Below are 26,631 nucleotides of genomic sequence, written 5' to 3'. Positions count from 1 at the left end.
GCCGCTGCCGACCCCGCTGTTGATTCCGCTGTTGACGTAGCCCCCGCGACCGGTAACCATGACCGGTATGCATTATGTCGTTACCGGCGGTACCGGGTTTATTGGGCGACGCGCGGTGTCCCGCCTGTTGGCGACCGGACCCCAGGCACAGATATGGGTGCTGGTACGCCGCGCCTCACTGAGCCGCTTTGAGGCGCTGGCCGCGCAGGAGTGGGACGAGCGAGTGAAACCGCTGGTCGGCGACCTGGCGGCGCCGAACCTCGGGCTGAACGACACGGCGATCGCCGAACTCGGCGATATCGACCACGTACTGCACTGTGCGGCCATCTACGACATCACCGCCGGCGCGGCCGAGCAGCAGGCGGTCAACGTCGAGGGCACGCGCGCAGTGATCGGGCTGGCGGAGCGACTGGACGCCACGTTGTCGCACGTGTCCTCGATTTCGGTGGCCGGTGACTTCTCCGGTGAATTCACCGAAGACGACTTCGACGTCGGCCAACAGCTGCCGACCCCGTACCACCAGACGAAGTTCGAGGCCGAAGCGCTGGTGCGCGCGGCACCGGGACTGCGGTACCGGGTGTTCCGTCCGGCGGTGGTGGTGGGCGATTCCCGCACCGGCGAGATGGACAAAGTCGACGGCCCGTATTACTTCTTCCCGCTGCTGGCCAAGCTGGCGGCACTGCCCCGGCTGACCCCGATGGCGGTACCCAACACCGGACGCACCAACGTCGTCCCGGTCGACTACGTCGTCGATGCGCTGGTCGAGCTGATGCACGCCGACGGGTACGACGGGCGCACCTTCCACCTCACCGCTCCGAGGTCGATCGGGCTGCCCGACATCTACCGGGCCATCGCGGCCGAGGCCGGGCTTCCGCCGCTGCGCGCCACGCTGCCCGCCGCGGTGGCGGCCCCGGTGCTCAACGTCGGCGGCCGCACCCGGGTGTGGCGCAACATGGTGGCCACCCAACTGGGGCTTCCCGCCGAGGTGCTCGATCTGGTGGAGCTGCGGCCGACGTTCGTCGCCGACGCCACCCGCGCGGCGCTGGGTCAGCGCGTCCGGCTGGCCGAGTTCGGCGACTATGCGCCGAGGCTGTGGCGGTACTGGGCGCAGCATCTGGATCCCGACCGCGCTCGCCGCGACGATCCGGCGGGGCCGCTGGTCGGTCGGCACGTCGTCATCACCGGGGCCTCCAGCGGTATCGGCCGGGCCTCGGCGATCGCGGTGGCCGAGCGCGGCGGCACGGTCTTCGCGCTGGCCCGCAGCGGCTCAGCGCTCGACGAGCTGGTGGCCGAGATCCGGGCCGGCGGCGGGCAGGCGCACGCCTTCACCTGTGACGTGACCGATTCGGCATCGGTGGAGCACACCGTCAAGGACATCCTGGGCCGGTTCGGGCATGTCGACTATCTGGTGAACAATGCCGGCCGGTCCATTCGCCGCTCGGTGGCCAGTTCCACCGAGCGGCTGCACGACTACGAGCGCACGATGGCGGTCAACTACTTCGGGGCGGTGCGCATGGTGCTGGCGTTGCTGCCGCACTGGCGGGAACGACGGTTCGGCCACGTCGTCAACGTCTCCAGTGAAGGTGTGCTGGCGCACAGTCCGCGCTACAGCGCCTACGTGCCCACCAAGGCGGCGCTGGATGCGTTCGCCGACGTGCTCTCGACCGAGACACTGTCCGAGCACATCACCTTCACCACCATCCACATGCCGCTGGTGGCCACTCCGATGATCGCGCCGACGGGCAAGCTGCTCCCGGTCGGGGCGATCAGCGCCGAGCGCGCGGCAGCCATGGTGATACGCGGCCTGATCGAGAAGCCGGACCGGATCGACACTCCGCTGGGGACGCTGGCCGAAGCCGGCAACTACTTCACCCCCCGGCTGGCGCGCCGGGTGCTGCACCAGGTCTACCTGGGCTACCCGGACTCGGCCGCGGCCCGCGGTGTGGCACTGCCCGAAGAGGCACAAACCACTGTGGCACAACGGAATCGGCAGGTGGCACGCAGGCCGAAGCGGCCGTCGCGAGCGATCCCCCGGGTGCGGGTGCCCCGCCCGGTCAAACGGGCGGTGCGGTTGGTTCCGGGCGTGTACTGGTGAGCCCGCGCTCGTGACCCTGCCCGTCTTCGCCGACTTCGATACCGGCGTCGACGATGCGGTGGCGCTGGTGTACCTGCTCGCCAGCCCGGATGCCGAGCTTGTCGGGATCGCCGCCACCGGCGGAAACGTTGCGGTGCAGCAGGTCTGCCACAACAACCTGGCCCTGCTGGAACTGTGCGGGGCGGCCGGTGTCCCGGTGTCCCGGGGCGCCGACTCACCGCGCAGCGGCGCCGTGCCGAACAGCCACGGCCCGCAGGGACTTGGGTATGCCGAGTTGCCGCCCGGCACCGGACGGCTCACCGGATACGACGCCGCAGCAGCCTGGGTCGCTGCCGCGCGGGAACACCCGGAGCAGTTGATCGGGTTGGCCACCGGTCCGCTGACCGACCTGGCGTTGGCGCTGCAGACCGAACCGGCACTGCCTACGCTGCTGCGTCGGCTGGTGATCATGGGCGGCGCGTTCTCCGGCGAGCTGTCCGGCGAGGCCGAGTTCAACATCGGATTCGATCCGGAGGCGGCCGAGCAGGTGTTCTCGGCATGGGGAGCGGTTGCGCCGCAACGACTCCCGATCGTGTGCGGCCTGGATCTGACCCGGCAGATCGCGATCACGCCGACAATCCTGGCGCGGCTGGCCGAGGGCTCGGTGACCCGGATGCTCAGTGACGCACTGCGCTTCTATTTCGAGGCCCACGAGGCGCGGGGCCACGGCTACCTGGCGTATCTGCACGACCCGCTGGCCGCGGCGGTCGCTCTGGAACCCGCGCTCGTGACCACCCACCCTGCCGCATTGCGGGTCGAGCTCTCGCCCGATGCGCGCGGGCGAACGATTCCCGACTGGGACGCGCGCCGGCCCAACGCGCTGATCGGGGTCGCAGTGGACCCGGCGGCGTTCTTCGACCGGTTCGTGTCGCGGGTCAGCGCATTCGCCCGCCGGCGAGGTTGACCCTCCCGTCCCGCGCCGAGCGTGTAACCACGCCGATTTTCGGGGCGGATTCTCGCCGTGGTTACACGCTCGGCGCAGTGGGGCACAGTGGGCCGATAGCGCACCGCCGCACTGACGGCGCCGCGCTCATTCGTAGGCCCCCTCCAGGTACCACCGCCGCAGCCGGTAGCACAGCAGGAGCGCCTGCCCCGACCCCGCGCTCGGTGGCCCACCCGCCAGCAGCACCTGGACCCGGGCGGTGCGCCCCGACCCCGGCCCCTCCCGCTGCGGGTCCCACCACCGTTCGTCGACCAACCAGGGGCCGGCCCACCAGCGCACCCCGTCGTCGCGCCCCCGAGCAACCAACCACGCCGGATCGGCGGAGAAGAATCCCCGGCTGCTCACCCGGATCGGATTACGTTCGGCATCGAGCAGTTCCACGGGATCGTCGAGCAGTACCGCCGGCGACGGCTCGGGGAGCCGACCGGGCCACGGCTGGCGCGGGTCGGCCAGCGGCACCGGCTCATCCCCCAGCGGGGTCAAGGTGATTCGCTCCGCGGGACCGCGACCACCGGAGAGCACCGGCACCCGGACCGCTTCGGGGCCGAGCAGGCCCTGCACGCGGATCAAGGCACGCCGGGCCCGTAGCCGATCCTCCTCACCGGGGCCACCCCAGAGCGGTAGCTGCAGCGCCTCGGCCGCCGAGAGCACCTCCACCGGCTGCAGCCGCAGCAGCGTCACCGGGCCGGTGGGCCGGTCGGCGGCGACACGGCGGTTCAGCCAACCGTCCAACTGCCAGCGCACCCGATCCGCGGTGGCCTCCTCGGTCAACGGCTCGGCGCACCGCCACACCCGGGTCAGCTCTTCTCCGGTTGCGGTGACGGCGTGAATGGCCAGCCGGGTACAGCCGACGCCGGCGGCCATCAGCGTCCGGTGCAGGGCAGCCGCCAGCGAGCGCCCGGCAAACGCCGCGGCGTCCACCCGCTCGATCGGCGGATCGCACGGCAGCACCGCCTCGAGGTCCGGTTCGGGCTCGCGCCCGGACGGTCCGCGTTGCGGCTCGGCGCGGGCGAACCGGTGCGCGGCGAGCGCGTCCGGGCCGAATCGCGAGGTGACATCCGAACGGGGCAGCGCGGCGAACTGCCCGATGGTCCGGATGCCCAAGCGCCACAGCAGGTCGATCAGAGCGTCCCGGCCCGGTCCGGACAGGCTGGGCTCGGCGGCCAGCTGCCGGATCGACAGCGCTGACAAGAACCGGGCGTCTTTCCCGGGCGGCACCACGGCGCCGGCACGCGCGGCGAGCACGGCGGTGGAGAGGCCGTCGGCGATCCCGACCTGACATTCGACATCGGTCGCGCCGACCGCGTCGATGAGGCGTTCGGCAGCTTGTTCCTCGGAACCGAAGGCCCGCACCGCGCCGCGCACCGACACCACCAGCAGCCCGGGCCGCAACACCTCGGCGGCCGGTATCAACTCGTCCACCGCGGCAAGGACCGGCTCGAACAACCGGGCATCACGATCGGCGTCGGCGGCCACCACGTGCAGCGCCGGGCAGCGGGCCGCCGCCTCGCGGCGCCGCAACCCACGCCGCACCCCCGCCGCGCGACCGCCCGCCGAGCACGCGATCACCCGGTTGGCCAGGGTGACCGCAACCGGCGCGGTGGGCGGTAACCCCGCTGCGGCCGCTGCGGCGACCGCGGGCCAGTCCATGCACCACAGCGCCAGTACTCGGGAGTCGGGCATGCCAGGACCCGCTAGCCGATCCGGGCCCGCCCGGCCGCCCGCCCAGCGGCCCGCACCTCGAGGCGCACCGCGCCGATCCGGCCGAAGCCGCCAACGGCCGCGCAGCCCACCGCCGGGTGGCCGGTGGTCTCATAACCGCTCACCCGGGCGTCCAGTCGCAGCGCCGACCCCTGCCAGTCGCCGCCGGAGACCAGCAGGGCACACCCGCGGTGGCGGGCACGGGCCAGCACGACCCGGGTGCGCGACGGCGGAACGCAGCGGCCGCCCAGGCCGAGCACCACCAGATCCATGCCGTCGATCAGCACCGCGGCCACCTCCACCGGGTCGTTGCCGGGATCCGGGATGACGGCGAGCCGGCTCAGGTCTGCGCCCATCTCCGCCGCGGCCAACAACCCGAGCTCCGGCTGGCCGACGATCGCCGCGTTCCCCCCGGCCGCCGTCACCGTGGCCACCACGCCCAGCGTCAGCGACCGGGCCCCCGAGAGCACCGCCACCGTGCCCCGGGGCAATCCGGCGGGCAGCACCTCGGCCAGCAGCGGCGGAACGGGCAGCACGGCGTCGGCAGCCGGGGCGACCGCAGCGCCGGGGACCGCGCCGGGCCCCGGTCGGCCGGCACCCACCTTCCCGGACACCGCCGCCATCTGCAGGCGCAGTTGTTTGAGCTGCTCAACACGGCTTTCCGGAATGACATGACGTTCCCCCACACGCACCGCCGCCGTCATGATCGCCTCCGGGATGACTCAAATTCGATTCGAAACTATGTTCGATTCACCCGAGTGAACACTCCCCCGCCGACAAACGTCAAGCCGGGCTCTTCAGCGCTGCACCAACGGCCTCGCAGGCCACATCCGTACCGCGAGGAAGCCGCTGATCTCCCGCTTTGGTACACAGTTCAAAACATGTAACACTGTGCCGCATGACCCAATCCGTGGAGACCGACGCGGCTACCGATGCCCTGCCCCTGGGACCGCAGTCCCTGGTATGGCGCTACTTCGGCGACAACCGGATGTACCTGATCGGGCCGCGCCCGGCAGTGCTGCAGAACATGCTCGCCGAGCTCGGCCAGGGCGTGCTGGACCACTCGGTGTTCTTCGCCGACACCGCTGCCCGCATCAAACGCTCGCTGCCGCCGATCTTCATGACCGTCTACGGCACCGAGTCCGGCAACTCCGGCCTGCAGGTGCGCGACTTCCACCACAGCATCAAGGGCAATATGCCCGACGGGAGCCGGTATCACGCGCTGGATCCCGAGACCTACTTCTGGGCGCACGCCACCTTCGTCGAGCAGGTGCTGTACTTCGCCGACACCTTCGTCAAACGGCTCACCCCGGACGAGAAGGAGCGGATCTACCTCGAGTCGAAGACCTGGTATCGCCGCTACGGCGTCAGCGACCGGGTGATGCCGGCCGACTACGCCGAATTCGAGCGCTACTGGAACCAGATGCTGGACAAGGTTCTCGTCGCCCACCCGACCGCCAAGTACGGCGTCGGCTACGTCACCAAGGGTTTCCCCTGCCCCAAGGGGGTGCCGCCGGTGCTGTGGCGGGCGATCTCGGTGATCTTCAATCCGATCGCGGCGTTTCTCACCACCGGCGGCATGCCGCCGAGCACCCGCGCCCAATTGGGCCTGCCCTGGAGCGACCGGCAGGAGCGGCGCTATCAGCGGTTCGCCGCGGTCTGCCGATCGCGGCCGGTCAACTGGGCATGGGATCATCTGCCGATGCGACTGCGCTACAACAAGTTCGCCTATGCCGGCTACGCCCGGGGCTGACCCGGCGACCACCGCCATCCTCGACGCCGCGGTCGTCGAGTTCGAACAGCACGGCTTTCGCCGGGTGGCCCTGGACGACGTGGCCCGCCGCGCCCGGGTCAGCCGCACCACCATCTACCGCCGGTTCGCCGGCCGCGACGAACTGGTCGCCGCGGTCATCGACCGGGAGAACGCCGCGCTCTACGCCGATATCGCAGCCGAGCTGAAAAACTCTGGCGCCCAGTCAAATTACTATGTCGAGGCATTCACCTCGGCGATCATGCAGTTTCGCCGGCATCGGGTACTCAACCGGATGATCACCGACGAGCCGGCGCTGGCGCTGGAACTGGCACGGCGGCACTATGGCGCGATCGTGGAACGGATGTCCGAGGCACTGCAGGTGATCTTCCCGGCCGGTTTCGCCGAGCGCATCGGCCCGCAGGTGGTCACCGATCTGGCCGACACCATCCTGCGCTACGCGGCGATGGCGCTGTTGCTGCCCGCACGCGAACCGCTGGACTCCGCCGAGGACGTCCGCAGATTCGCGACCCTGCATTTCCTGCCGAGCCTTCCCGCGGCGCTGCGCTCCACACCGATCTAGCGGCCTCCTCGCCTCAGATCGGCGCACCGACTCCCGCCGAGGCGGCCACCTCAGGCATGTAGCGCTGCGCGAGCAGGGTCGCGACGGCCTCCACATCACCGGTCAATGGATACATGTGGCGATATTGCAGAACTTGTTTGCCGATCAGCCCGAGCCGCTCGGTGAAGGTCGGCGTGCGGCCCGGCTCCAGCAACGGGCTGTTGTACGGCGCGCAGTCGGCGCGCTGAAACTCGAAAGCGGCGCTGATCCGCGGCGCGGCCCCCAGACGGCTGCCGCGCCCGCCCCAGTGCAGCACCGCCTGATTCCAGGCGAACATGGTGCCCGCCGTGGCCGGCAGCGCCCGAATGTCCTGAAGATTGCGGACGAGCGTGTTGTCCGGCCCGTCCCAGCGACGCTCGACGAAGCGATCGTCGAGATGTGCGGGCAGCATGTACATGCACCCGTTGAGCGGGGTGGCATCGGTGAACGGGAGCCACACGGTCAGCGTCCGCGGCGAGTTGTCGTCGTCGAGGGTGTTGACCAACTTGTCCCGATGCGGTCCCCAGCCCACGGCGTTGTCACTGGGATTGACGTGCCAGACCCAGAAGTCCGGCAACGCCTGATACCCCTGGCCCAGAACGCCGGCCAGGAACTCCGACAGCCCCTGGAAAGCCAGCCACAGCTCGTCGTAGACGAAGGCGAAAGGCAGTGGGATCCCTTGCCGGAACAGCGTGGAGACGGTCCTGCGAATAGGCGCGATGGCCGCTTCGGGAAAGGCGTCGGGAACCTGGACGTAGCCCTCCCGCTTCAAGTTCGCCAACTGGGTGTCGAGCTCGCCGACCGCGATGGACGGGCCGGGACCCCCGGTCTCGATCGACATCTCCGGGCACAGTTGCGCCCAGAACTCGCGGCGCTGAACGTTGTCGGCCGAAAGCTCAGCAATCATCGTGGCTACTCCCACTCAATAGTGCCGGGTGGTTTGCTGGTGACATCCAACACTACGCGGTTGACCTCGGCCACCTCATTGGTGATCCGGGTAGAAATCCGTTCCAGCACCTCGTAGGGAACCCGGGTCCAGTCGGCGGTCATGGCGTCCTCGCTCGACACCGGCCGCAGCACGATCGGATGGCCGTAGGTACGGCCGTCGCCCTGCACTCCCACCGAACGGACATCGGCCAACAGCACCACCGGGCACTGCCAGATCTGGTGGTCCAGGCCCGCGGCGGTCAACTCCTCGCGGGCTATCGCGTCGGCCTGCCGCAGCGTCGCCAGCCGCTGGGCGGTCACCTCGCCGACAATCCGGATACCCAGACCGGGACCCGGGAACGGTTGGCGGGCAACGATTTCCTCCGGCAGTCCCAGCTCACGCCCGACCGCGCGCACCTCGTCTTTGAACAGCAGCCGCAGCGGCTCGACGAGGCTGAACTTCAGGTCGTCGGGCAGCCCCCCGACGTTGTGGTGACTCTTGATGTTGGCGGTGCCGGCGCCGCCGCCGGATTCCACCACGTCGGGATACAGCGTGCCCTGCACCAGGAACTCGACGTCGTGGTCGCCCAACGTGTCTCGCACCGCACCTTCGAACGCCCGGATGAACTGGCGCCCGATGATCTTTCGCTTGCCCTCCGGGTCGGACACCCCGCTCAGCGCCTCCAGGAACACCGTTGCGGCGTCCACGGTGACCAGCTTGGCTCCGGTGGCCAGGACGAAGTCGTTCTGCACCTGCTCGCGTTCCCCGGCTCGCAGCAGCCCGTGATCGACGAACACACAGGTCAGCCGGTCGCCGATGGCACGCTGCACCAGTGCCGCGGCCACCGCGGAGTCCACCCCGCCGGAGAGCCCGCAGATGGCGTGGCCCTCGCCGATCTGTTCGCGCACCTGCTCGATCAGCGCATCGGCGATGTTGGCGGGCGTCCAGGACGCGTCGATGCCGGCGAACTCATGCAGGAACCGGTTGAGCACCCGCTGCCCGTACGGGGTGTGCAGCACTTCGGGGTGGTACTGCACCCCGGCCAGCCGGCGGGCACGGTTCTCGAACGCGGCCACCGGCGCACCGGCGGTGCGAGCCGCCACGGTGAACCCCTGCGGCGGTTGGGTGACCGCATCGCCGTGGCTCATCCATACCGGCTGGGTGGCCGGCAGGCCCGCGTGCAACTCCCCACCGGTCACCGTCAGCTCGGTGCGGCCGTACTCACTGGTGCCGGTGCGCTCGACGGTGCCGCCGAGGGCGGCCGCCATGGCCTGGAAGCCGTAGCAGATCCCGAACACCGGAATGTCGAGGTCGAACAGCGCCGGATCCAGCTGAGGGGCGCCCTCGGCGTAGACGCTGGCGGGTCCGCCGGACAGCACGATCGCCAGCGGGTCGCGCGCAGCGATCTCTTCGACGGTCGCGGTGTGCGGGACCACTTCGGAGAACACCCGCGCTTCGCGGACCCGGCGGGCGATCAATTGGGCGTATTGCGCGCCGAAGTCGATGACCAACACGGGGCGCGACGATGGTGACGACACCGCAAGGAGTCTAGTGGCGGTTAGAGTCAACGAACCAACGGCGCGCATGGTGGGAATGGAGATACACCGCAAGCGGAAGGAGATCGCCGCATCAGCCGAACGCAGAACACGGTGCTGGGCCTGCCCGAGACGGTGCGAGCCTGCTTGTTCGACCTCGACGGCGTGCTCACCGATACCGCAAGCGTGCACACCCGCGCCTGGAAAACCATGTTCGACGCCTACCTGGCGGCGCGTGCCCAGCGCACCGGCGGCGCATTCACGCCGTTCGACCCCGACAGCGACTACCGGCGCTTTGTCGACGGCCGCAAACGCGACGACGGGGTGCGCGCATTCCTGGCCAGCCGCGGCATCACACTGCCCGACGGCACCGACGACGACCCGCCGGACGCCGAGACCGTGCACGGGCTGGGCAACCGCAAGAACGAGGCGTTCCAGCTGACGCTGCGGGCCGACGGTGTGGAGGTCTTCGAGGGGTCCCGGCGCTACCTGGCGGCGGTCACCCGGGCGGGCCTGGCCACCGCGGTGGTGTCGGCCAGCGCCAATGCCGGTGAGATTCTGGCGCTGACCGGTCTGGACAGGTTCATCGGCGAACGCGTCGACGGCGTGACCCTGCGCACCGAACACATCGCGGGCAAACCCGCCCCCGATTCGTTCCTGCGGGCCGCGCAGCTGCTGGGCGTCACGCCCGCCGCGTGCGCGGTGTTCGAGGATGCGCTGGCGGGCGTGGCGGCCGGGCGGGCCGGCGGGTTCGGCTTCGTGGTGGGCGTCGACCGCGTGGGCCAGCGCGACGACCTGCTGAGCCATGGTGCCGACGTGGTCGTCACCGATCTGGAGGAACTGTTGTGAGAGAGCGCCGATGATCCCGCAGGACTACTTCCCGATCGAGCCGTGGCAGATCCGCGAGACCCGGCTCGACCTGGACCTGCTCGGACAGACCGAGTCGCTGTTCGCGCTGTCCAACGGACACATCGGTCTGCGTGGCAACCTCGACGAGGGCGAGCCGCACGGCATGCCCGGCACCTATCTGAACTCCTTCTACGAGGTGCGCCCGCTGCCGCACGCCGAGGCCGGTTACGGCTACCCGCAGGCCGGGCAGACCGTCGTCGACGTGACCAACGGCAAGATCATCCGGCTGATGGTCGACGACGAGCCCCTGGACGTGCGCTACGGCGAGCTGATCGACCACCAGCGCATCCTGGACATGCGCGCAGGCACCCTGCGCCGCCACATTCATTGGCGCTCTCCGGCGAAAAAACAGGTCAAGGTGCACTCGACGCGGCTGGTGTCGCTGGCCCACCGCAGCGTCGCGGCGATCGAATACGTCGTCGAGGCGGTCGACGAGTTCGTCCGGGTCACCGTGCAATCGGAGCTGGTCGCCAATGAGGACCAGCCGCCGACCTCCGACGATCCGCGGGTGGCGGCCATCCTGGAGAACCCGCTGGAGGCCGTCGAACGCGAGAACAACAACACCGGCGCGGTGCTGGTACACCGCACCCGTGCGAGCGGGCTGATGATGGCCGCCGCCATGGACCACGAGGTCGAAGTGCCCGGCCGGGTCCAGGTCACGACCATGACGATCCCCGACGTGGCGGCAACCACCATCGTGTGCGGGTTACGCCCGGGGCAGAAGCTGCGCATCGTCAAGTACCTGGCCTACGGCTGGTCCAGTGAACGGTCCCGCCCGGCGTTGCGCGACCAGGCCGTCGCCGCGCTGACCGGTGCCCGCTACAGCGGCTGGCAGGGACTGCTCGACGCCCAGCGGGCGTACCTCGACGAATTCTGGGACGGCGCCGACGTGGAAGTCCACGGCGATCCGGACTGCCAGCAGGCGGTCCGCTTCGCACTGTTCCATCTGCTGCAGGCCAGCGCCCGCGCCGAACGCCGCGCCATCCCCAGCAAGGGGCTGACCGGCACTGGTTATGACGGCCACACCTTCTGGGACAGCGAGAGCTTCATCCTGCCGGTGCTGATCTACACCGCCCCGCAAGCCGCCGCCGACGCGCTGCGCTGGCGGGCTACCACCCTGGACCTCGCGCGTGGGCGAGCCACCGAGCTGGGGCTGTCCGGGGCGGCCTTCCCGTGGCGGACCATCCGCGGCCAGGAATGCTCCGGGTACTGGCCCGCGGGCACCGCCGCCTGGCACATCAATGCCGACATCGCGGCGGCATTCGAGCAGTACCGGGTGGTCACCGGCGACACCACAGTGGAGCAGGAATGCGGGCTGGCGGTGCTGGTCGAGACGGCGCGGCTCTGGCGATCGCTGGGGCATCACGACCGGCACGGGGTGTGGCACCTGTCGGGGGTCACCGGACCCGATGAGTACACCGCCGTCGTACGGGACAACGTGTTCACCAACCTGATGGCCGCCCACAACCTGCGTACCGCCGCCGACGCCTGCGCCCGCCACCCCGATGCCGCCCACGAGCTGGGGGTCACCACCGAGGAGATGGCCGGCTGGCGCGACGCCGCCGATGCCGCACACATCCCCTACGACGAGGAGCTGGGGGTGCACCCGCAGTGCGAGGGCTTCACCTCGGCCGCCGAATGGGACTTCGAGAACCGCAACACCTACCCGCTGCTGCTCAACGAGCCCTATGTGCGGCTGTATCCGGCACAGGTGGTCAAGCAGGCCGACCTGCTGTTGGCCATGCATTGGCGCAGCCACGCGTTCACCGCCGAACAGAAGGCGCGCAACGTCGACTACTACGAGCGGCGCACGGTACGCGACTCCTCGCTGTCGGCGTGCACCCAGGCGGTGATGTGCGCCGAAGTGGGGCACCTGGAGTTGGCTCACGACTACACCTACGAGACGGCTTTCGTCGACCTGCGCGATCTGCACGACAACACCCGCGACGGCCTGCATATGGCGGCGCTGGCGGGAACGTGGCTCGCCTTGGTGGCCGGGTTCGGCGGTCTGCGTGACGACGCCGGTGTGCTGTCGTTGGATCCCGCGCTGCCGGACGGGATCTCACGGCTACGGTTCGGGTTGCGTTGGCGGGGAAATCGGCTGACGGTCGACGCCAACCACAGCAAAGTCACCTACACGCTGCGCGATGGCCCCGACAGTCAGCTGACTATTCGCCATGCCGGTGAGGACATCGAACTGAGCACGCAGTCCCCGACGACGCTGCCGATCCATCGACGTGAACCGTTGCTGCCCACCCCGACTCAGCCGCCCGGGCGGGAGCCGATGCACCGCCGAGAGGTCGCGCGGTGACGCCTCAGGCGTTACCGGAGGACCAGCGCAGCGCGCCGAAGGCGCTGTCCGGCACCACCGGGTTCTTCGGCGCGATCGGGTCCAGTCGCCGGTAGGCCTCGCCCTGGGCCGGCCGCAGATCGGCCTCACCCTTGTTGGGCCACAGCGATGCGGCCCGCTCGGCCTGCGCGGTGATCGACAATGAGGGGTTGACGCCGAGGTTGGCCGACACCGCCGCGCCGTCCATCACCGCCAGGGTCGGGTAGCCGTACACCCGCTGGTAGGGGTCGATGACTCCGTGCTCGGGGCTGTCCCCGATCGCGGCGCCGCCCAAGAAGTGCGCGGTGAGCGGGATGTTGAACAACTCTCCCCAGGTGCCGCCGGCCACTCCGTCGATCTTGGCGGCGATCCGGCGGGTGACCTCGTTGCCGACCGGAATCCAGCTCGGGTTCGGCTCGCCGTGGCCCTGCTTGCTGCTGTAGCGGCGCAAGCCCAGCCGGCCACGTTTGGTGAACGTGGTGATCGAGTTGTCCAGATGCTGCATGACCAGGGCGATCACCGTGCGCTCGCTCCACCGTCGCGGGTTGAGCAGGCGCAGCATGTGGCGCGGGTCTTCACCGGCCTGGTCCAGCAGCTGTCTCCAGCGCGGCACATCGGTGCCTTGCGGGCCGGTACCGTCGGTCATCAGGGTCTGCAGCAGCCCCATGGCATTCGAGCCCTTGCCGTAGCGCACCGGTTCGACATGGGTATCGGCGGTGGGATGAATCGAGGACGTGATCGCCACGCCGTGAGTCAGGTTCAGCTCCGGGTTGACGTTCAACGTTGCCGCGCCGACGATGGATTCGGAGTTGGTGCGGGTGAGCACTCCCAGCTTGTCGGACAGCTTCGGCAGCTTGCCCCGGTCGCGCATCTTGAACAGCAGCCGCTGGGTGTTGTAGGTGCCGGCCGCCAGGATCAGGTGGCGCGCGGTGAAAGTCTTGCGTCGCCGCACAAGTCCGGGACCGGTGCGCACTGTCCGCACCCGCCACAGCCCGTCGGCGCCCTGCTCGAACGCCGTCACGGTGGTCATCGGATGCACCTGTGCGCCGGCGGACTCCGCGAGGTAGAGGTAGTTCTTCACCAAGGTGTTCTTGGCGCCCCATCGGCAGCCCGTCATGCACTCGCCGCATTCGAGGCAGCCGGTGCGTTTCGGACCGGCGCCGCCGAAGTACGGGTCGGCCACCGTCTTGCCCGGCGCCTTGCCCCCGCGGGCGCCGTCCGGGCCGAAGAACACGCCGACCGGGGTGGCCACGAAGGTGTCACCGACCCCCATGTCGTCGGCGACCTGCTTGACGATGCGGTCCGCGTCGGTGAACGTCGGGTTCTTGACCACACCGAGCATCCGCTGCGCCTGGTCGTAATGCGGCATCAACTCGGCGCGCCAGTCGGTGATGTGTGCCCACTGCTTGTCGGCGAAGAAGGGTTCCGGCGGCACGTAGAGGGTGTTGGCGTAATTCAGCGAGCCGCCGCCGACTCCGGCGCCGGCGAGCACCATGACGTTGTTGAGCAGGTGGATGCGCTGGATGCCGTAGCACCCGAGCTTCGGCGCCCACAGAAATTCGCGCAGGTGCCAGGAGTTCTTGGCGAAGTCCTCATCGGCGTAGCGGCGTCCCGCTTCCAGAACGCCGACGCGATATCCCTTCTCGGTCAGCCGCAGCGCGCTCACGCTGCCGCCGAAACCCGAGCCGATGATCAGAACGTCGTAATCAGGCTCCATCGCATCAGTATGCCCCAGCCGGTACCGGCGGTAGCAGGGTCTTTGCGGCCATATTTCGTGGCGATTTTCGTCGTCCGGAGACGAAGACCGGCTCGTCAGCTCCCGACCGTCAGGCCGACCTTCTGGAATTCCTTGAGATCGCAATAGCCGGCCTTGGCCATCGCGCGGCGCAGTCCGCCGACCAGGTTCAGCGAGCCGAACGGGTCGTCGGAGGGGCCCTCGAGCACCTGCTCGAGGCTGGGGCGGTCGCCGTAGGCGACCTGCATCAGCGCACCACGCGGCAAGGATGGATGAGCGGCAGCCGACGGCCAGTACCAGCCGTCGCCCTGTGCCTCGGCCGCCACGGCCAGCGGCGTGCCCAGCACGACTGCGTCGGCGCCGCAGGCGATCGCCTTGGCCAGGTCGCCGGAGGTGTGGATATCGCCGTCGGCGAGCACATGCACGTAGCGTCCGCCGGTCTCGTCGAGGTATTCGCGGCGCGCGGCGGCCGCATCGGCGATCGCCGTGGCCATCGGCACGGAAATGCCCAGCACCTCATCGGATGTGGTCACCCCGGAGGTGGAGCCGTAGCCGACGATCACCCCGGCAGCGCCGGTCCGCATCAGGTGCAGTGCGGTGCGATGGTCGATCACCCCGCCGGCCACCACCGGGATGTCCAGCTCGGAGATGAAGGTCTTCAGGTTGAGCGGTTCGCCGGCGCCGTCGCGATCCACCGCGACCCGCTCGGCGGAGATGATGGTGCCCTGGATGACCAGCAGGTCGACCCCGGCCGCCACCAGCGCGGGGGTCAGCGCCGCGGCGTTCTGCGGACTGACCCGTACCGCGGTGGTCACTCCGGCCTCGCTGATGCGCGCCACCGCGGCGCCGAGCAGCTCGGGGTCCAGGGGCGCGGCGTGCAACTGCTGCAGCAGCCGGATCGCCGCCGTGGGCTCGGGCTCCTTGGCGGCGGCCTCGATCACCTGGGCGATCTTGGCTTCCACGTCGGCGTGCCGGCCGATGAGGCCCTCGGCGTTGAGCACGCCCAAGCCGCCGAGCCGGCCCAGCTCGACGGCGAACTCCGGGGAGACCAGGGCATCGGTGGGGTGGGCCAGCACCGGCATCTCGAACCGGTAGGCGTCGAGCTGCCAGGCGGTGGACACGTCCTTGGAGGAGCGGGTACGCCGGGACGGCACGATGTTGATGTCGTCGAGTTCATAGGTGCGACGGGCGGTGCGGCCCATGCCGATCTCAACCATGTCACGCATGCGGGATCACCCTTATCTTTCCGCGAAACCGACATTCTGCAGCACAAGCACTGGTGCCGACCCGCAAACATCGGTTTCGGCGCTTAACGCACGTAGTAGTTCGGCGCTTCGACGGTCATGGTGATGTCGTGCGGGTGGCTTTCCTTCAAGCCGGCGGCGGTGATCCGCACGAACTGCGCCTGCTGCAACTGCTCGATGGTCGCCGAACCGGTGTAACCCATCGCCGCCCGCAGCCCGCCGGTGAGCTGGTGGATGACGGTGCTCAGCGGCCCCCGGAACGGCACCCGGCCCTCGATGCCCTCGGGCACCAGCTTGTCCTCGGAGAGCGCGTCGTCCTGGAAGTAGCGATCCTTGGAGTAGGACTTGGCGCCGCCCCGGCCCTGCATGGCGCCCAGCGAACCCATGCCGCGGTAGCTCTTGAACTGCTTGCCGTTGACGAAGATCAGGTCGCCGGGCGATTCGGCGGTGCCGGCCAACAGCGAGCCCAGCATCGTCGTCGACGCGCCGGCCGCCAGCGCCTTGGCGATGTCACCGGAGTACTGCAGCCCGCCGTCGGCGATCACCGGCACTCCGGCCGGCGCACAGACGGCCACTGCCTCCATGATGGCGGTGATCTGCGGGGCACCTACCCCGGCGACCACCCGGGTGGTGCAGATGGAGCCGGGGCCCACCCCGACCTTCACCGCGTCGGCACCGGCTTCGACCAGCGCGGCGGCTCCCCCGCGGGTGGCGACGTTGCCGCCGACCACCTCGACGCGCTCGCCGACTTCGGCTTTGAGCTTGCCGACCATGTCGAGCACACCGCGGTTGTGAGCATGGGCGGTGTCGACCACCAGGACGTCGACCCCGGCGTCCACCAGGGTCATGGCCCGTATCCAGGCATCGTCGCCGACACCGACCGCGGCCCCGACCAGCAGCCGGCCATCGCTGTCCTTGGTGGCCAACGGGTGCTGTTCGGTCTTGACGAAGTCCTTGACGGTGATCAGCCCGGTCAGCTTCCCGTGACCGTCGACGATCGGCAGCTTCTCGATCTTGTGCCGGCGCAGCAGGCCCAGCGCGGCATCGGCGGAGACCCCTTCCTGCGCGGTGATCAGGGGCGCCTTGGTCATCACCTCGGCGACCGGTTTGGCCTGGTCGACTTCGAAGCGCATGTCGCGGTTGGTGATGATCCCGACCAGCGAACCCTGCTTGTCGACGACCGGCAGCCCGGAGATGCGGAAGCGGGCGCACATGGCGTCCACCTCGGCCAGGGTGTTCTCCGGGGTACAGGTCACCGGGTCGGTCACCATCCCCGCCTCGGACCGCTTCACCGTCTCGACCTGGCCGGCCTGCTCGGTGACCGGCAGGTTGCGGTGCAGCACGCCCATGCCGCCGGCACGGGCCATCGCAATCGCCATGCGCGCCTCGGTGACGGTGTCCATCGCGGAGCTGACCAGCGGCACCCTGAGCTCAATGTTGCGGGTCAGCCGGCTGGCGGTGTCAGCGGTGGCCGGCACCACGTCGGAGGCCGCCGGCAGCAGCAGCACATCGTCGAAGGTCAGCCCCAACATGGCGATCTTCGGGGCCTGCCCGTCGAGCGCACCGCCGGCGTACACCGCGTCATCGATCGGTCCGGCGGCGTACTGGCCGGTCATTTGGGCACTGACTTCCGGTTTGGACAACCAACGGCCATCTGGGAGCCTCCACTACAAAGCCGGGGTGAGAAGACCATCCTAATCGCGGCGCGCCGGCGGCTTCGCCCGCCACCACCTTGACCGCCGCGCCGGGTGCGCCGCGACCTGCCGCTGGCGTTCGGTCATGGCGACTGCGTACCCTGATGGGCGTGCGTGACCACCTGCCACCCGGTTTGCCACCGGACCCGTTCGCCGACGATCCTCACGACCCGTCTGCCGCACTGGACGCGGTGGAACCGGGCCAGCCGCTGGATCCGCAGGAGCGCAGCGCGGTCGAGGCCGACCTCGCCGATCTGGCGGTCTACGAAGCGTTGCTGGCCCACAGGGGAATTCGCGGTCTGGTGGTGTGCTGCGACGACTGCCAGCAGGATCACTACCACGATTGGGACATGCTGCGCGCCAACCTGCTGCAGCTGCTCATCGACGGCACCGTCCGCCCGCACGAGCCGGCCTACGACCCCGAGCCCGACAGTTACGTGACGTGGGACTACTGCCGCGGCTACGCCGACGCGTCGCTCAACGGGGCGACCTCGGAAGCCGACGGCTACCGCTGATCAGCGCGGCTGCCAGTTCCCGCCCCGGTGGCCCACCAGCGCCGCGGCGTCTTCACGCAACTCCCGCAGTTCCGCAGCGGTCCACCCAGGGCTGCCGATGTCGGCCAGCATGCAGGCCAGCGCCCACCGCAACGGGATCAGCCCCAGCCGCCCGGTCTCTGCAATCGCGTCCTCGGCCACCACCCGCGCCCGGTCGACGTTGCCCGCGCAGCACAGCGCCCCGGCCAGCACCACCTGACTTTTCACCCGGTGTCGCGCCATGCCGTCGCCGACGAGCGCCACGGCCCGCTCGGCATTGCGCACCGCGGCCGACCCATCGCCGGTGACCATCGCCAGTTCCGCGGTCACCCAGTGTCGGCGGACCGCCAGGCGCGGCGGCGCGGCGGCCGGCTCGGGTGCCAGCCGGGCCAGCAGTGCCGCCGATGCCGCAAACCGCCCGACACCCAGGGCGTCGGCCGCCAACCCCACCAGCGCGTCGGCGCGGGCGACGGGATCGTCGCCGGCCAGCGCCAATGCCCGGCCGTCGAAGCCGCGGGCCAGATTGTGGCCGCCGAGCTGGCGCAGGAAAGAACCTCGCGTGCTGTGGGCGTGGGAGGCCAGCGGCCCCGCCGGAACGGCGCGTAACAACGCGTCCAGATCGGCCGCGGCGCTGGCGTACCGACCCTGGCCGCCGGCGGCGACGGCACGCAGCCACCGCTGGCGCGGATTGGCCGCTTCGGGCAAGGGCCAGCGGCCAGGTTCATCTCCGAAGGCGGCTGCGGCCAGAACGGCTTCTGAGTCTTCGATCATCGATGCGCGACGTTACGCGCAGGTGACATAGCTTCACCAATCCACAGAATACGGAATAACATCCACTCTCACGGAATGTCCACCCTTTTAGGCCAGCCTTTCTTAATCCTCGCGTTGGTATTACTTCAGATCGTTTCGTTACCGTCCCCACGGCGCCGGAATTCAGCCGGCGCTGTTTTACGCGCAGCACCTGAAGAGAACGCTCGCCAGGCCGTCCGTCGCTGGACCCGGCCCGACCAGCGTTTGGAGAGGGGTTCCCCATGCCACAGGTTGAGCAGTTGCCCGGCCGCAACGCGGACGTCTGGGATTGGCAGCTCCGCGGCGCATGTCGGGGAGTCGACTCCTCGGTGTTCTTCCCGCCCGACGGAGAACGGGGCCGTGCGCGGGCACAGCGGGAACAGAATGCCAAAAAGTGGTGCCGCGCTTGTCCGGTGCTCGAGCAGTGCCGCGCGCACGCGCTCGCCGTGGGCGAACCCTATGGCATCTGGGGCGGCATGTCCGAAGCCGAGCGGCACGCGGCGTTGCGCTGCAACTTGCGGCCCAGCGGCTAACTACTTCCCCAACCGGTGCGGCGGCCTCACGTCCGCGGCCCGTGGGTATCCCCGAGCAGCCCCCGGATTTCCCGGGGGCTGTTCGCCCCCCGGTAGTGCGGGTGAACCGGTCGCGTCTCGGCGAAGCGGGTACCGCCCCGCGCGCACGTCGTCGCGACGCGGCCCGCCGCGACGGCACCGGCCAAAACGTTCGCACCACACGGCGCAATTACCGTGCCGTGTGGTGCAAACGTCAGCTCAGCCGTGCGGCGCCTCGGATATTTTGCTGTCCGGCTTGCCCAGGGTCTTGCAGTAGGTCGACACCGACAGCCGCGTTGCCGAGACCTCCAGCGTGGCCGGATCGGTGCCGCTGCGGTCTTTGAGCATCTTGGTGATCTCGTCGTCCTGCTTCTTCTCGTCGTGATCGACGAAGTCCTTGCATCGGGTGTCGCCGCCGGTGTTGATCACCTCGGAGGCCGAGCACGCACCGGAGAACATGACTCCCAGCGCAAGGGCTGCCAACGCAACGTTTTTCATCATGGCGGCTCCTTACGCCTCGCGCCCGAAGAGCCGCAGCAGCCAGAGCAGAATGATCGCTCCGAGGACCGCGGTGAACAAGGTGAACCACCAGCCGCCGCTCGCGGTGTCGACGACGAAACTGAGCAGGAATCCGCCGATCAGGGCTCCCACGACACCCACGACCACATCGGTGAGCAGGCCATACTTGGTTTTCATCACAATGCCCGCGATCCAGCCGGCAATAGCGCCGATCACGATATAGCCGATCCACCCCACACTGGTCAACGTTGTGGAACGTGCCAGGAATTCGGTGGCCGCCATTGCGTCCATGGTGATCTCCTTTTCAACACCGTGAGCGCCGCCGTGGTCGGCGCCGCGGTGGATTGATACCCCATTTCGTCGGCGGCTAATCGCCGGTCACATGAGTGCGTCGTACCGGGCCAAAAAATAAATTGATAATCAATGCAATGCATTCGCCGTCCCGGGTGCGGCGTTAACAAGGACGTCCTGCGGGAGCTGTCGCCGGACGGCCTCAGCAGTGTCCGCGCAGTTACTCGGCTGCCTTGGGCAGGTGGTAGGCGAAGGACTTCTCCTGGCGCTGCTTCATCTTCTCCAGGCACTGGTGGTGTTTGCGGGCGTGATAGGCCAGGGGGAAGTAGGTGAGGCGGTCGGGCAGCACGCGGTAGGCGATCCGAATGACGGTGTAGATACGGGTGAGTTTGCGCTCTTCTGCCGGGCTCCAGCCGACACCGAGCTTCGCGCGCAGCCGCGGGTCCAGCAGCCCGACCACCGACAGGTAGTTGAACCGCATCACGGGCCGCAGTGCGGCTCGAATCAGCGGTGCCACCAATTTCGGCACCGTCGGGGGCAGCTCGGGGGCACCGGCCTGCATGTCGGCGAGCAAACGCAGCGCCTCGGGCGTAGCGCGCAATCGCTCGACCATGCGCTCGAAGTAATCGGCCATTTCCCGCTGCGACTCGGGGTAACCCTGCATTGGCACGTGTAGCAGCCGTGCCAACCTGCGGTTGTCGCGCAGCAGTTCATCCTTTTCGGCGTCGGTGAACTCGCGGCCGATCAATAAGCGGCCTGCCTGGGCGTTGATGATGTAGGCGGTGGCGATCACCCACTGATAGGCCTCCGGGTTCAAGGCGCTGATCTGCTTGCCGGTTTCGGCGCTTTTCATGGTGATCGGCTTGTGCAGCGCCCGGACCCGGTCCCCTTCGGCCCTGGCCTCGGTTCCGCCGTAGGTCCAGCGCAATACCGAGTCGACAGACCGGATCGCCCGGCCGGCCGAATCGCCGTGGAAGGCCGCCGAATAGCGGCCGGTGACCTCGGCGATGATCGGATGCATGGCCTGCATCATGAACGCCGCGCCCTCGAGAATCAGGTAGGTCCAGCGCCCGGTGTGCTCGGCGGCCAGTGAATCCGGCGGAACCAGCTCGATCTCCACACGCTCCTCGAGGTCGGCTGCCGGCCGGTCGGCCTGGAGATCGGGCGTGGAGGTCATCGGCATCCCCTGTCGTCGACGTGCTGGCGCGCCGACGCTAATGTGCACATACGGTCGCATACAAGTCGCGTTAGGAACTTCGGTGAACCCAAATAATCCCAGTTCAAAGCGTCGCAAATCCCCGCAGCAGGCACGCTCCCGTGAGATGGTCGCAAAAATAGTGGCGTCGACGACCGCCCTGCTGCACCGTCATCCGCCCGAGGAGATCACCACCAACCTGATCGCCGAGACGGCTGATGTCAGCAAGGGCTCGATCTACCAGTACTTCGCGAACAAAGAGCAGATCATCGATGCCGCGGTGGAGCGGCTGGCCGCCGAACAGGCACCCGCGATCGAGGGCATGCTCCGGGCGATCACCCTGGACCGGCCGGCCGCGGCGATGGAAGCCTCGATCGACATCCTCATCGACTACACGATCGCCAACCGCCGGCTGATCCGCTATCTGGCCCAGCGGCCCGACAACCTGCGGGCCTTCGCGAACGTCTCCGGGCTCAACGCCACCCTGCTGGCGATGACCACCCTGCACATGAGCCACTACCGCAGCCACTACCGCGGCGAACTGAGCCCGAGCGCGCTGGCCTGGCTGTTCTTCAACATGGCCGTCGCGACCACGATGCGCTACATCGAGTCCGACGATCCCATCTCGCTCGACGAGCTGCGCGCCGGCCTGAAGTTCGCCTCGACCGGCCTACTGGCCAGTTCCGGCTAGGGTCAGCCCGCGCCCGCGGCGATCACCTCGTCGACCTCGACGGCCCGCTCGGCCATTTCGGCATGCGCCCTGTCGAGGGCCTCGGCCTGGTCCTCGTCGGCCTTCATCAGCGCGTCGATGTCGAATCCGGCCATGTCGAGCACACCCATGTCCCGGAACGCCCTCTGCACCTTGGGGCCCCACAACCCGATGTCCTTGACGATCGGCACGATCCGGCTGAACAGATGTGAGCGGAACTGGATCATCAACGGTGACGCGTCGACCCACTCGGCGCACTCCTTGACGTTCAGGCCCAGGGTTTCGAACACCTCTTCACCGCGGAACCGGTCGCGCATCAGGTAGCACGCGTCCACCACGAACTCTTCGCGCTCGTCGCGTTCTGCCTCGGTCAGCGCAGCGTAGTAGTCCTTCAGCGAGATCCGGCCGAAGGCGACATGGCGTGCCTCATCCTGCATCACGTAGGCCAATATCTGCTTGGCCAGCGAGCCCTCCGCCGACACGTCACGCAGCACGCCGAACGCGGCCAGCGCAAGCCCCTCGATGAGGACTTGCATGCCCAGATAGGGCATGTCCCAACGTGAATCGTGCAACGTGTCGTCCAGCAGGGCGGTCAGGTGCGTGTTGATCGGGTAGACCATCTCGGCCTTGTCCTGCAAGAATCGGGAGAAGGCCTCGACGTGCCGGGCCTCATCCATGGTTTGGGTGGCCGCGTAGAACTTCGCATCCAAGTCCGGAACGACCTCGACGATCTTGGCTGCGCACACCATCGCGCCCTGCTCGCCGTGCAGAAACTGCGAGAACTGCCAGGACTGGTGGTGCTGACGCATCTCGGCGCGACGCGCCTCGTCTGCGGCGTCCCACATGGGGCTGCCGAACAGCGGATGGAAGTCGTCAGGCAACCCGAGCGGATTCAGCGGGTCGACGTCTTGGTTCCAGTCGATGCGCGACTGGGCATCCCACTGCTTGTCCTTGCCCTTCTGGTACAGCGACAGGAGCCGTGACCGCCCCTCGTCGTATTCCCACGTGAAGCACGCGTCGCCGGCGCTGGCGACCTGCCACGAATAGGGTTCGGGCACCGTCGTGTACTTATCCCTGGTGGTCATGAGCTTGCCGCCTTCAGCCGTCGTCTTATGACGGATATCACACTGCGCCTCACCGGGGCGGGGCGTCAAGGCACGCGTCGGCGGCCCGTCGTCGCAGTCACCGTCGCGGAGAAGAACCGCGTCCCACTTCGCCCGCTGATCCCATCGGACCAGCACCGAAGACCGTTGTGGGGGCGGACCTGCCCTTCAGCGCGTAAGCCCCACGGTCGGCAAGTCCGTGCGGTCGCACCAAGGCGTCGACGGTCTGCTGCGTCAACAGGATGGCATCACCGGTGGTCTTGGTGAGCTGCTCGACGCGGGCTGCGACATTGACGGTGTCGCCGATCAGGGTGAACTCCAGCTTGCCGCCACCGCCGATCGTGCCGGCGATCACCTGGCCGGTGTTGATGCCGATGCCGATCCGCAGCGTGGCGCCGAAGCGCTCGGCCACCAGGCGATGAATCGACAGCGCCGCCCCCAGCGCGGCGTCGGCGTGATCGGCAAGGTCGTTGGGCGCACCGAAGACGGCCAGCGCGCCGTCGCCAAGAAACTTGTTCACGTGCCCGCCGGCGTCCACGACGGCGGGCACCACGATCTCGAACAGGGCGTTGAGGCGCGCGACGGTGTCCTCGGCGGTATTCGCCTCGGCGAACGGCGTGAAGTCACGAATGTCGACGAACATCACCGTCACCTCGCGACGCTCACCGGTGAATACGTCGTCACCCTGTTCGAGCAGCCGAGCCGCCAGGGCGGGGTCGACGTATGTGCCGAAAGCGGCCTGAAGTCGTTGCCGCTCAGCCAAACCCGCCTGCATTCGGTTGAATGACGCCGCCAGCGCCCCGAGGTCGTCGTCTTGCACCACCGGCAGACGTCGGCTGTAGTCGCCGGCAGCAACGCGTTCGGTCCCTTCGGCGAGGTCACGAATCGGCCGCAGGGACGGCAAGAAACTGGTGCCGATGCTGATCGGCACGGCAAAGCACAGCGTCAACGCACCCGCGATCGCAACCGGGAGAAGCGGATGCTCACGTGCTCGATCGAATGCGGCCGCCAGCATTGCACCGTCAACGGCGAAAAGGAACACGATCGCGATGACGAATACGTTTGACCACGCAGCGAAGGTCGGACGCGAGCGAGGCAGCGAGTCGCCGATATCGGTGTCACCGGCGATGGCCAGCCTGGCCGGCCGGACCGTCGCCTCGGCCAGACTGTGCATCGCGCTCAGCCCCATGGCCACACCCACGAACGCGCCCAGAATCCCGTATTGCGCCAGGCGCCACCCCGTCGCTTCAGCGACCGCCGCAACGCCGACGGATAACAGGCCCACGCACACCCCGTTGCCCACCACCATTCGGGCGACCGCTCCCCGGGTCCAGGCGTAGGTGGCAGCCAGCGCCCTGGCCGGATCGACATCGCGGCCGGCAGCCCATCGATCCAGCACACCACTCCAACCCAGGCCGGGGAGGGTGTTCAGATAGGCCAGCAACGGCACGGCAACCGTGGTGAGGACGGCCGCTTCGACGTACTTGTGGGACTGCTCCACCGCGACGATCAGGCACGACCAGAGAAGGTAGGACGGCAGCGAAATCGGGATCCCGACAGCGAGTACCGCCCAGGAGTAATGCGCTCTGAATCGGTCCCACACCCACTGCCAGACGGCGTCCATGTTCAGCGACGCTAGTGGCTGCGCGGCCGCAGGTCAGCAGCCGCGAACCATCCGGTGCCGGTGGCCGTGACCGGCGTGCTGTCGGTACGGCGCGGTTTAATCCCCGCCGAGAGCGATGAAACCGAAGGAGAACGGCAACTGATGGACTCCGCAAAGGCCCTGCCGTGAACGTAGGCGCCATCCTCGCGGCGGTCGGTGTGGTCGTGGCGGTCTTCGCACCGCCCGCTTGGGCAGCGCCGGGTTACGGATCCGACTGCATCATGCCGTCGGTGCGCCAGTGTCGGCTGGTGCCCGACGGCGACGGTCCCCACCTGGTCGAGCAGTACTGCCCGGGTGCCGGGTGGATCGACGTGTTCGATCCCTGCCTCAGCCGATTCGGCCCCTACGGGCGTTAGTTGTACTCGCGCCAACCCGCTGTGCCCGCCGACCGGGCTATGTCTTGGGCGCCTGCACCGGCCAGTTGGGCGGGCGTTTCTCGATGAAGGCCGCGACGCCCTCGAGCGCGCTCGGATCCATCATGTTGCGGGCCATCGTCGCGGCCGCGTCGGCATAGGCCGACTCGATGCCGGTTTCGACCTGGCGGTAGAACAAGGCCTTCCCCATGGCGATGGCGGCAGCCGGCTTCGCGACGATTCCGGCCACCAGCGCCTCGACCTCGTCGTCCAGCGCCTCGGGTGCCGCCACCTTGTTGACCAGCCCCATGACGCGGGCCTGCTCAGCGGTGACGAAGTCGCCGGTGACGAGCATTTCGAAGGCGGTCTTTCGTGGCACGTTGCGCGAGAGCGCCACCCCCGGCGTCGCGCAGAAGAGCCCGACGTTGATGCCGCTCACCGCGAAGCGCGCGTCCTGGCCGGCCACCGCGAGATCGCACATCGCGACGAGCTGGCAACCCGCAGCAGTGGCCAGACCCTGGACCCGCGCGATCACCGGGACAGGCAGCCGCTGGATCGCGAGCATCACGTCGGTGCACTGTGTGAACAGGCGCTGGTAGTACTCCAGCGACGGCTCGGCCCGCATCTCCTTCAGGTCGTGGCCGGCGCAGAAGGCTTTGCCGGATGCCCCAAGCACGACCGCGCGAACCGCCGCGTCGTTGCCAAGCGCCGCAACGGATTCGGCCAGGGCGGCGAGCATCGCCTCCGAGAGCGCGTTGAAGGACTGCGGGCGGTTCAGGGTCACTGTCACGACGCCGCGATCATCGCGGTGTTGCAAGAGCAGCGGTTCTTCCATCGCGTCGACCTCACTCGATTGCCGCTGCGGTGATCGCGTGCTCGCGCAGCTTGGGACGTCTCGATCCTGCCAGCGAACGTCTTCGGCACGCCAGCACGAGCCGCGATCATGTACCGGCCGGCTCACGCAGGCCGAACGAAAACGCCCCCGCCGGGGGCGCTTCGCGTGGCTCCGCGTCTAGTGCGCGTGACCGTGGCCGGCGTGCGGATCGACCTCGACGGGCTTGTCCACCACCGCGGTCTCGGCGGTGCAGAATGTGCCAATGACCGCCTTGCATGCTCGTCTGGCCAACCTTGATTCCGAGCGTGCCCCGGCATGAATCCCCTCGGCGTGTCCCAGAGATGATGTGCGCACCGACGTTGACACGCTGGAAGACTTTGTGATGTGCCAGACGAGCAGCCCAAAATGTCGCGGGGCGTACGAACCATCGGGGGACTTACAGATTGGCAACCTCTCGATAGGCTTTGCCGAAGACGGTGCCCTGTCGATGGGCCAGCCCACCGTCAAGCTGGGTCAAGTCCTTTGACGTGGTGTACGACGTCGTCGTGTGATTCTTCGTTGTGATGGTTCAGGCGGTCAGTGCCGCG

24 protein-coding genes are annotated in these 26,631 nt (G+C 68.6%); 10 read left to right on the top strand and 14 right to left on the bottom strand.

Going from position 1 to position 26,631, the window contains the following annotated elements:
• Window positions 1-67 precede the first annotated feature (67 nt).
• Together AWC02_RS01465 and AWC02_RS01460 are read left to right on the top strand one after the other, a co-directional pair.
• Window positions 68-2,095, top strand: coding sequence for an SDR family oxidoreductase (locus AWC02_RS01465; protein ID WP_085126601.1), 2,028 nt, complete (start codon window positions 68-70; stop codon window positions 2,093-2,095).
• Window positions 2,096-2,105: 10 nt separating this feature from the next.
• Window positions 2,106-3,038, top strand: coding sequence for a nucleoside hydrolase (locus tag AWC02_RS01460; RefSeq protein WP_085126548.1), 933 nt, complete (start codon window positions 2,106-2,108; stop codon window positions 3,036-3,038).
• Between the two features lie 126 nt (window positions 3,039-3,164).
• On the opposite strand, the gene AWC02_RS01455 is transcribed toward AWC02_RS01460, so the two are convergent.
• Together AWC02_RS01455 and AWC02_RS01450 are read right to left on the bottom strand one after the other, a co-directional pair.
• On the bottom strand, window positions 3,165-4,760 hold the full coding sequence (locus AWC02_RS01455; protein WP_085126546.1) for a DNA polymerase Y family protein: 1,596 nt from the start codon (window positions 4,758-4,760) through the stop codon (window positions 3,165-3,167).
• Window positions 4,761-4,771: 11 nt separating this feature from the next.
• Window positions 4,772-5,482: a P-loop NTPase family protein gene (locus AWC02_RS01450; protein WP_085126544.1), complete on the bottom strand. Its 711-nt coding sequence runs from the start codon at window positions 5,480-5,482 to the stop codon at window positions 4,772-4,774.
• Window positions 5,483-5,676: 194 nt separating this feature from the next.
• Here AWC02_RS01450 and AWC02_RS01445 point away from each other — a divergent pair, with 194 nt between their 5' ends.
• Together AWC02_RS01445 and AWC02_RS01440 are read left to right on the top strand one after the other, a co-directional pair.
• A complete protein-coding gene (locus AWC02_RS01445) occupies window positions 5,677-6,531 on the top strand; it encodes an oxygenase MpaB family protein (RefSeq protein WP_085126543.1) in 855 nt (284 codons plus the stop codon).
• Window positions 6,509-7,111 (top strand): TetR/AcrR family transcriptional regulator, encoded by a 603-nt coding sequence (locus tag AWC02_RS01440; protein WP_085126541.1) that lies wholly within the window; start codon window positions 6,509-6,511, stop codon window positions 7,109-7,111. Before AWC02_RS01445 ends, AWC02_RS01440 begins: the two co-directional genes overlap by 23 nt.
• Before the next feature lie 13 nt (window positions 7,112-7,124).
• Here the strand turns inward: AWC02_RS01440 and AWC02_RS01435 are convergent, their stop codons facing one another.
• Together AWC02_RS01435 and guaA are read right to left on the bottom strand one after the other, a co-directional pair.
• Window positions 7,125-8,036 (bottom strand): phytanoyl-CoA dioxygenase family protein, encoded by a 912-nt coding sequence (locus AWC02_RS01435; protein ID WP_085126539.1) that lies wholly within the window; start codon window positions 8,034-8,036, stop codon window positions 7,125-7,127.
• 5 nt (window positions 8,037-8,041) lie between these two features.
• Window positions 8,042-9,643, bottom strand: a complete 1,602-nt coding sequence (gene guaA / locus AWC02_RS01430) for a glutamine-hydrolyzing GMP synthase (RefSeq protein ID WP_419179190.1) — start codon at window positions 9,641-9,643, stop codon at window positions 8,042-8,044.
• Window positions 9,644-9,706: 63 nt separating this feature from the next.
• On the opposite strand from guaA, the gene AWC02_RS01425 reads away from it, so the two are divergent.
• Together AWC02_RS01425 and AWC02_RS01420 are read left to right on the top strand one after the other, a co-directional pair.
• Complete coding sequence (locus tag AWC02_RS01425) at window positions 9,707-10,441, top strand: beta-phosphoglucomutase family hydrolase (protein WP_085126535.1); 735 nt, start codon at window positions 9,707-9,709, stop codon at window positions 10,439-10,441.
• A 10-nt stretch (window positions 10,442-10,451) separates the two neighbouring features.
• Window positions 10,452-12,812, top strand: a complete 2,361-nt coding sequence (locus AWC02_RS01420) for a glycoside hydrolase family 65 protein (protein ID WP_085126533.1) — start codon at window positions 10,452-10,454, stop codon at window positions 12,810-12,812.
• Window positions 12,813-12,816: 4 nt separating this feature from the next.
• Here AWC02_RS01420 and AWC02_RS01415 read toward each other — a convergent pair whose 3' ends face one another.
• The 3 genes from AWC02_RS01415 to guaB all read right to left on the bottom strand — a co-directional run bounded on the left by AWC02_RS01415 (window position 12,817) and on the right by guaB (window position 17,425).
• Window positions 12,817-14,547: a GMC oxidoreductase gene (locus tag AWC02_RS01415; protein ID WP_085126532.1), complete on the bottom strand. Its 1,731-nt coding sequence runs from the start codon at window positions 14,545-14,547 to the stop codon at window positions 12,817-12,819.
• Between the two features lie 95 nt (window positions 14,548-14,642).
• The gene (locus AWC02_RS01410) at window positions 14,643-15,791 is read right to left on the bottom strand and encodes a GuaB3 family IMP dehydrogenase-related protein (protein WP_085126530.1); all 1,149 of its coding nucleotides are present in this window, start codon (window positions 15,789-15,791) and stop codon (window positions 14,643-14,645) included.
• 83 nt (window positions 15,792-15,874) lie between these two features.
• Window positions 15,875-17,425, bottom strand: coding sequence for an IMP dehydrogenase (gene guaB / locus AWC02_RS01405; protein ID WP_085126528.1), 1,551 nt, complete (start codon window positions 17,423-17,425; stop codon window positions 15,875-15,877).
• A gap of 188 nt (window positions 17,426-17,613) precedes the next feature.
• On the opposite strand from guaB, the gene AWC02_RS01400 reads away from it, so the two are divergent.
• Window positions 17,614-18,018 carry a DUF5319 domain-containing protein gene (locus AWC02_RS01400; RefSeq protein WP_046189125.1) on the top strand — a complete coding sequence of 135 codons (405 nt, stop codon included), beginning with the start codon at window positions 17,614-17,616 and terminating at the stop codon, window positions 18,016-18,018.
• Here the strand turns inward: AWC02_RS01400 and AWC02_RS01395 are convergent, their stop codons facing one another.
• Complete coding sequence (locus AWC02_RS01395) at window positions 18,019-18,807, bottom strand: hypothetical protein (protein WP_085126526.1); 789 nt, start codon at window positions 18,805-18,807, stop codon at window positions 18,019-18,021.
• A 260-nt stretch (window positions 18,808-19,067) separates the two neighbouring features.
• Between AWC02_RS01395 and AWC02_RS01390 the strand changes: the two genes are divergently transcribed.
• Window positions 19,068-19,358 (top strand): WhiB family transcriptional regulator, encoded by a 291-nt coding sequence (locus AWC02_RS01390; RefSeq protein WP_085126524.1) that lies wholly within the window; start codon window positions 19,068-19,070, stop codon window positions 19,356-19,358.
• A gap of 237 nt (window positions 19,359-19,595) precedes the next feature.
• Here AWC02_RS01390 and AWC02_RS01385 read toward each other — a convergent pair whose 3' ends face one another.
• The 3 genes from AWC02_RS01385 to AWC02_RS01375 all read right to left on the bottom strand — a co-directional run bounded on the left by AWC02_RS01385 (window position 19,596) and on the right by AWC02_RS01375 (window position 21,363).
• Window positions 19,596-19,877, bottom strand: coding sequence for a hypothetical protein (locus tag AWC02_RS01385; protein WP_085126522.1), 282 nt, complete (start codon window positions 19,875-19,877; stop codon window positions 19,596-19,598).
• A 9-nt stretch (window positions 19,878-19,886) separates the two neighbouring features.
• Window positions 19,887-20,186 (bottom strand): GlsB/YeaQ/YmgE family stress response membrane protein, encoded by a 300-nt coding sequence (locus tag AWC02_RS01380; protein WP_085126520.1) that lies wholly within the window; start codon window positions 20,184-20,186, stop codon window positions 19,887-19,889.
• A 220-nt stretch (window positions 20,187-20,406) separates the two neighbouring features.
• Entirely contained in the window at window positions 20,407-21,363 is a 957-nt protein-coding gene (locus tag AWC02_RS01375; RefSeq protein ID WP_085126599.1) for an oxygenase MpaB family protein, read from the bottom strand.
• Window positions 21,364-21,508: 145 nt separating this feature from the next.
• On the opposite strand from AWC02_RS01375, the gene AWC02_RS01370 reads away from it, so the two are divergent.
• On the top strand, window positions 21,509-22,072 hold the full coding sequence (locus tag AWC02_RS01370) for a TetR/AcrR family transcriptional regulator (RefSeq protein ID WP_085126518.1): 564 nt from the start codon (window positions 21,509-21,511) through the stop codon (window positions 22,070-22,072).
• A gap of 2 nt (window positions 22,073-22,074) precedes the next feature.
• Here AWC02_RS01370 and AWC02_RS01365 read toward each other — a convergent pair whose 3' ends face one another.
• Both AWC02_RS01365 and AWC02_RS01360 read right to left on the bottom strand, forming a co-directional pair.
• The gene (locus AWC02_RS01365; protein WP_085126517.1) at window positions 22,075-23,175 is read right to left on the bottom strand and encodes a ferritin-like domain-containing protein; all 1,101 of its coding nucleotides are present in this window, start codon (window positions 23,173-23,175) and stop codon (window positions 22,075-22,077) included.
• A 97-nt stretch (window positions 23,176-23,272) separates the two neighbouring features.
• Complete coding sequence (locus tag AWC02_RS01360) at window positions 23,273-24,817, bottom strand: adenylate/guanylate cyclase domain-containing protein (protein ID WP_085126515.1); 1,545 nt, start codon at window positions 24,815-24,817, stop codon at window positions 23,273-23,275.
• 164 nt (window positions 24,818-24,981) lie between these two features.
• Between AWC02_RS01360 and AWC02_RS01355 the strand changes: the two genes are divergently transcribed.
• Window positions 24,982-25,212, top strand: a complete 231-nt coding sequence (locus AWC02_RS01355) for a hypothetical protein (RefSeq protein ID WP_085126513.1) — start codon at window positions 24,982-24,984, stop codon at window positions 25,210-25,212.
• A 37-nt stretch (window positions 25,213-25,249) separates the two neighbouring features.
• Here the strand turns inward: AWC02_RS01355 and AWC02_RS01350 are convergent, their stop codons facing one another.
• Window positions 25,250-26,044: an enoyl-CoA hydratase gene (locus AWC02_RS01350; RefSeq protein ID WP_085126511.1), complete on the bottom strand. Its 795-nt coding sequence runs from the start codon at window positions 26,042-26,044 to the stop codon at window positions 25,250-25,252.
• Between the last annotated feature and the right edge of the window lie 587 nt (window positions 26,045-26,631).

The sequence above is a fragment of the Mycolicibacter engbaekii genome (assembly GCF_002101585.1).
GTDB classification, from domain to species: Bacteria; Actinomycetota; Actinomycetes; order Mycobacteriales; family Mycobacteriaceae; genus Mycobacterium; species Mycobacterium engbaekii.
Note: the sequence above shows the minus strand (reverse complement) of the source record. Positions and strands in the feature narration are given on the sequence as shown.

Bases quoted from the DNA above. Each gene is read 5' to 3' on its own strand.
- AWC02_RS01465 (WP_085126601.1), top strand. From the start codon at position 68: ATGCATTATGTCGTTACCGGCGGTACCGGGTTTATTGGGCGACGCGCG.
- AWC02_RS01455 (WP_085126546.1), bottom strand. From the start codon at position 4,760: ATGCCCGACTCCCGAGTACTGGCGCTGTGGTGCATGGACTGGCCCGCG.
- AWC02_RS01450 (WP_085126544.1), bottom strand. From the start codon at position 5,482: ATGACGGCGGCGGTGCGTGTGGGGGAACGTCATGTCATTCCGGAAAGC.
- AWC02_RS01445 (WP_085126543.1), top strand. From the start codon at position 5,677: ATGACCCAATCCGTGGAGACCGACGCGGCTACCGATGCCCTGCCCCTG.
- AWC02_RS01440 (WP_085126541.1), top strand. From the start codon at position 6,509: ATGCCGGCTACGCCCGGGGCTGACCCGGCGACCACCGCCATCCTCGAC.
- AWC02_RS01435 (WP_085126539.1), bottom strand. From the start codon at position 8,036: ATGATTGCTGAGCTTTCGGCCGACAACGTTCAGCGCCGCGAGTTCTGG.
- guaA (WP_419179190.1), bottom strand. From the start codon at position 9,643: ATGCGCGCCGTTGGTTCGTTGACTCTAACCGCCACTAGACTCCTTGCG.
- AWC02_RS01420 (WP_085126533.1), top strand. From the start codon at position 10,452: ATGATCCCGCAGGACTACTTCCCGATCGAGCCGTGGCAGATCCGCGAG.
- AWC02_RS01415 (WP_085126532.1), bottom strand. From the start codon at position 14,547: ATGGAGCCTGATTACGACGTTCTGATCATCGGCTCGGGTTTCGGCGGC.
- AWC02_RS01410 (WP_085126530.1), bottom strand. From the start codon at position 15,791: ATGCGTGACATGGTTGAGATCGGCATGGGCCGCACCGCCCGTCGCACC.
- guaB (WP_085126528.1), bottom strand. From the start codon at position 17,425: ATGACCGGCCAGTACGCCGCCGGACCGATCGATGACGCGGTGTACGCC.
- AWC02_RS01395 (WP_085126526.1), bottom strand. From the start codon at position 18,807: ATGATCGAAGACTCAGAAGCCGTTCTGGCCGCAGCCGCCTTCGGAGAT.
- AWC02_RS01390 (WP_085126524.1), top strand. From the start codon at position 19,068: ATGCCACAGGTTGAGCAGTTGCCCGGCCGCAACGCGGACGTCTGGGAT.
- AWC02_RS01385 (WP_085126522.1), bottom strand. From the start codon at position 19,877: ATGATGAAAAACGTTGCGTTGGCAGCCCTTGCGCTGGGAGTCATGTTC.
- AWC02_RS01380 (WP_085126520.1), bottom strand. From the start codon at position 20,186: ATGGACGCAATGGCGGCCACCGAATTCCTGGCACGTTCCACAACGTTG.
- AWC02_RS01375 (WP_085126599.1), bottom strand. From the start codon at position 21,363: ATGACCTCCACGCCCGATCTCCAGGCCGACCGGCCGGCAGCCGACCTC.
- AWC02_RS01370 (WP_085126518.1), top strand. From the start codon at position 21,509: ATGGTCGCAAAAATAGTGGCGTCGACGACCGCCCTGCTGCACCGTCAT.
- AWC02_RS01365 (WP_085126517.1), bottom strand. From the start codon at position 23,175: ATGACCACCAGGGATAAGTACACGACGGTGCCCGAACCCTATTCGTGG.
- AWC02_RS01360 (WP_085126515.1), bottom strand. From the start codon at position 24,817: ATGGACGCCGTCTGGCAGTGGGTGTGGGACCGATTCAGAGCGCATTAC.
- AWC02_RS01350 (WP_085126511.1), bottom strand. From the start codon at position 26,044: ATGGAAGAACCGCTGCTCTTGCAACACCGCGATGATCGCGGCGTCGTG.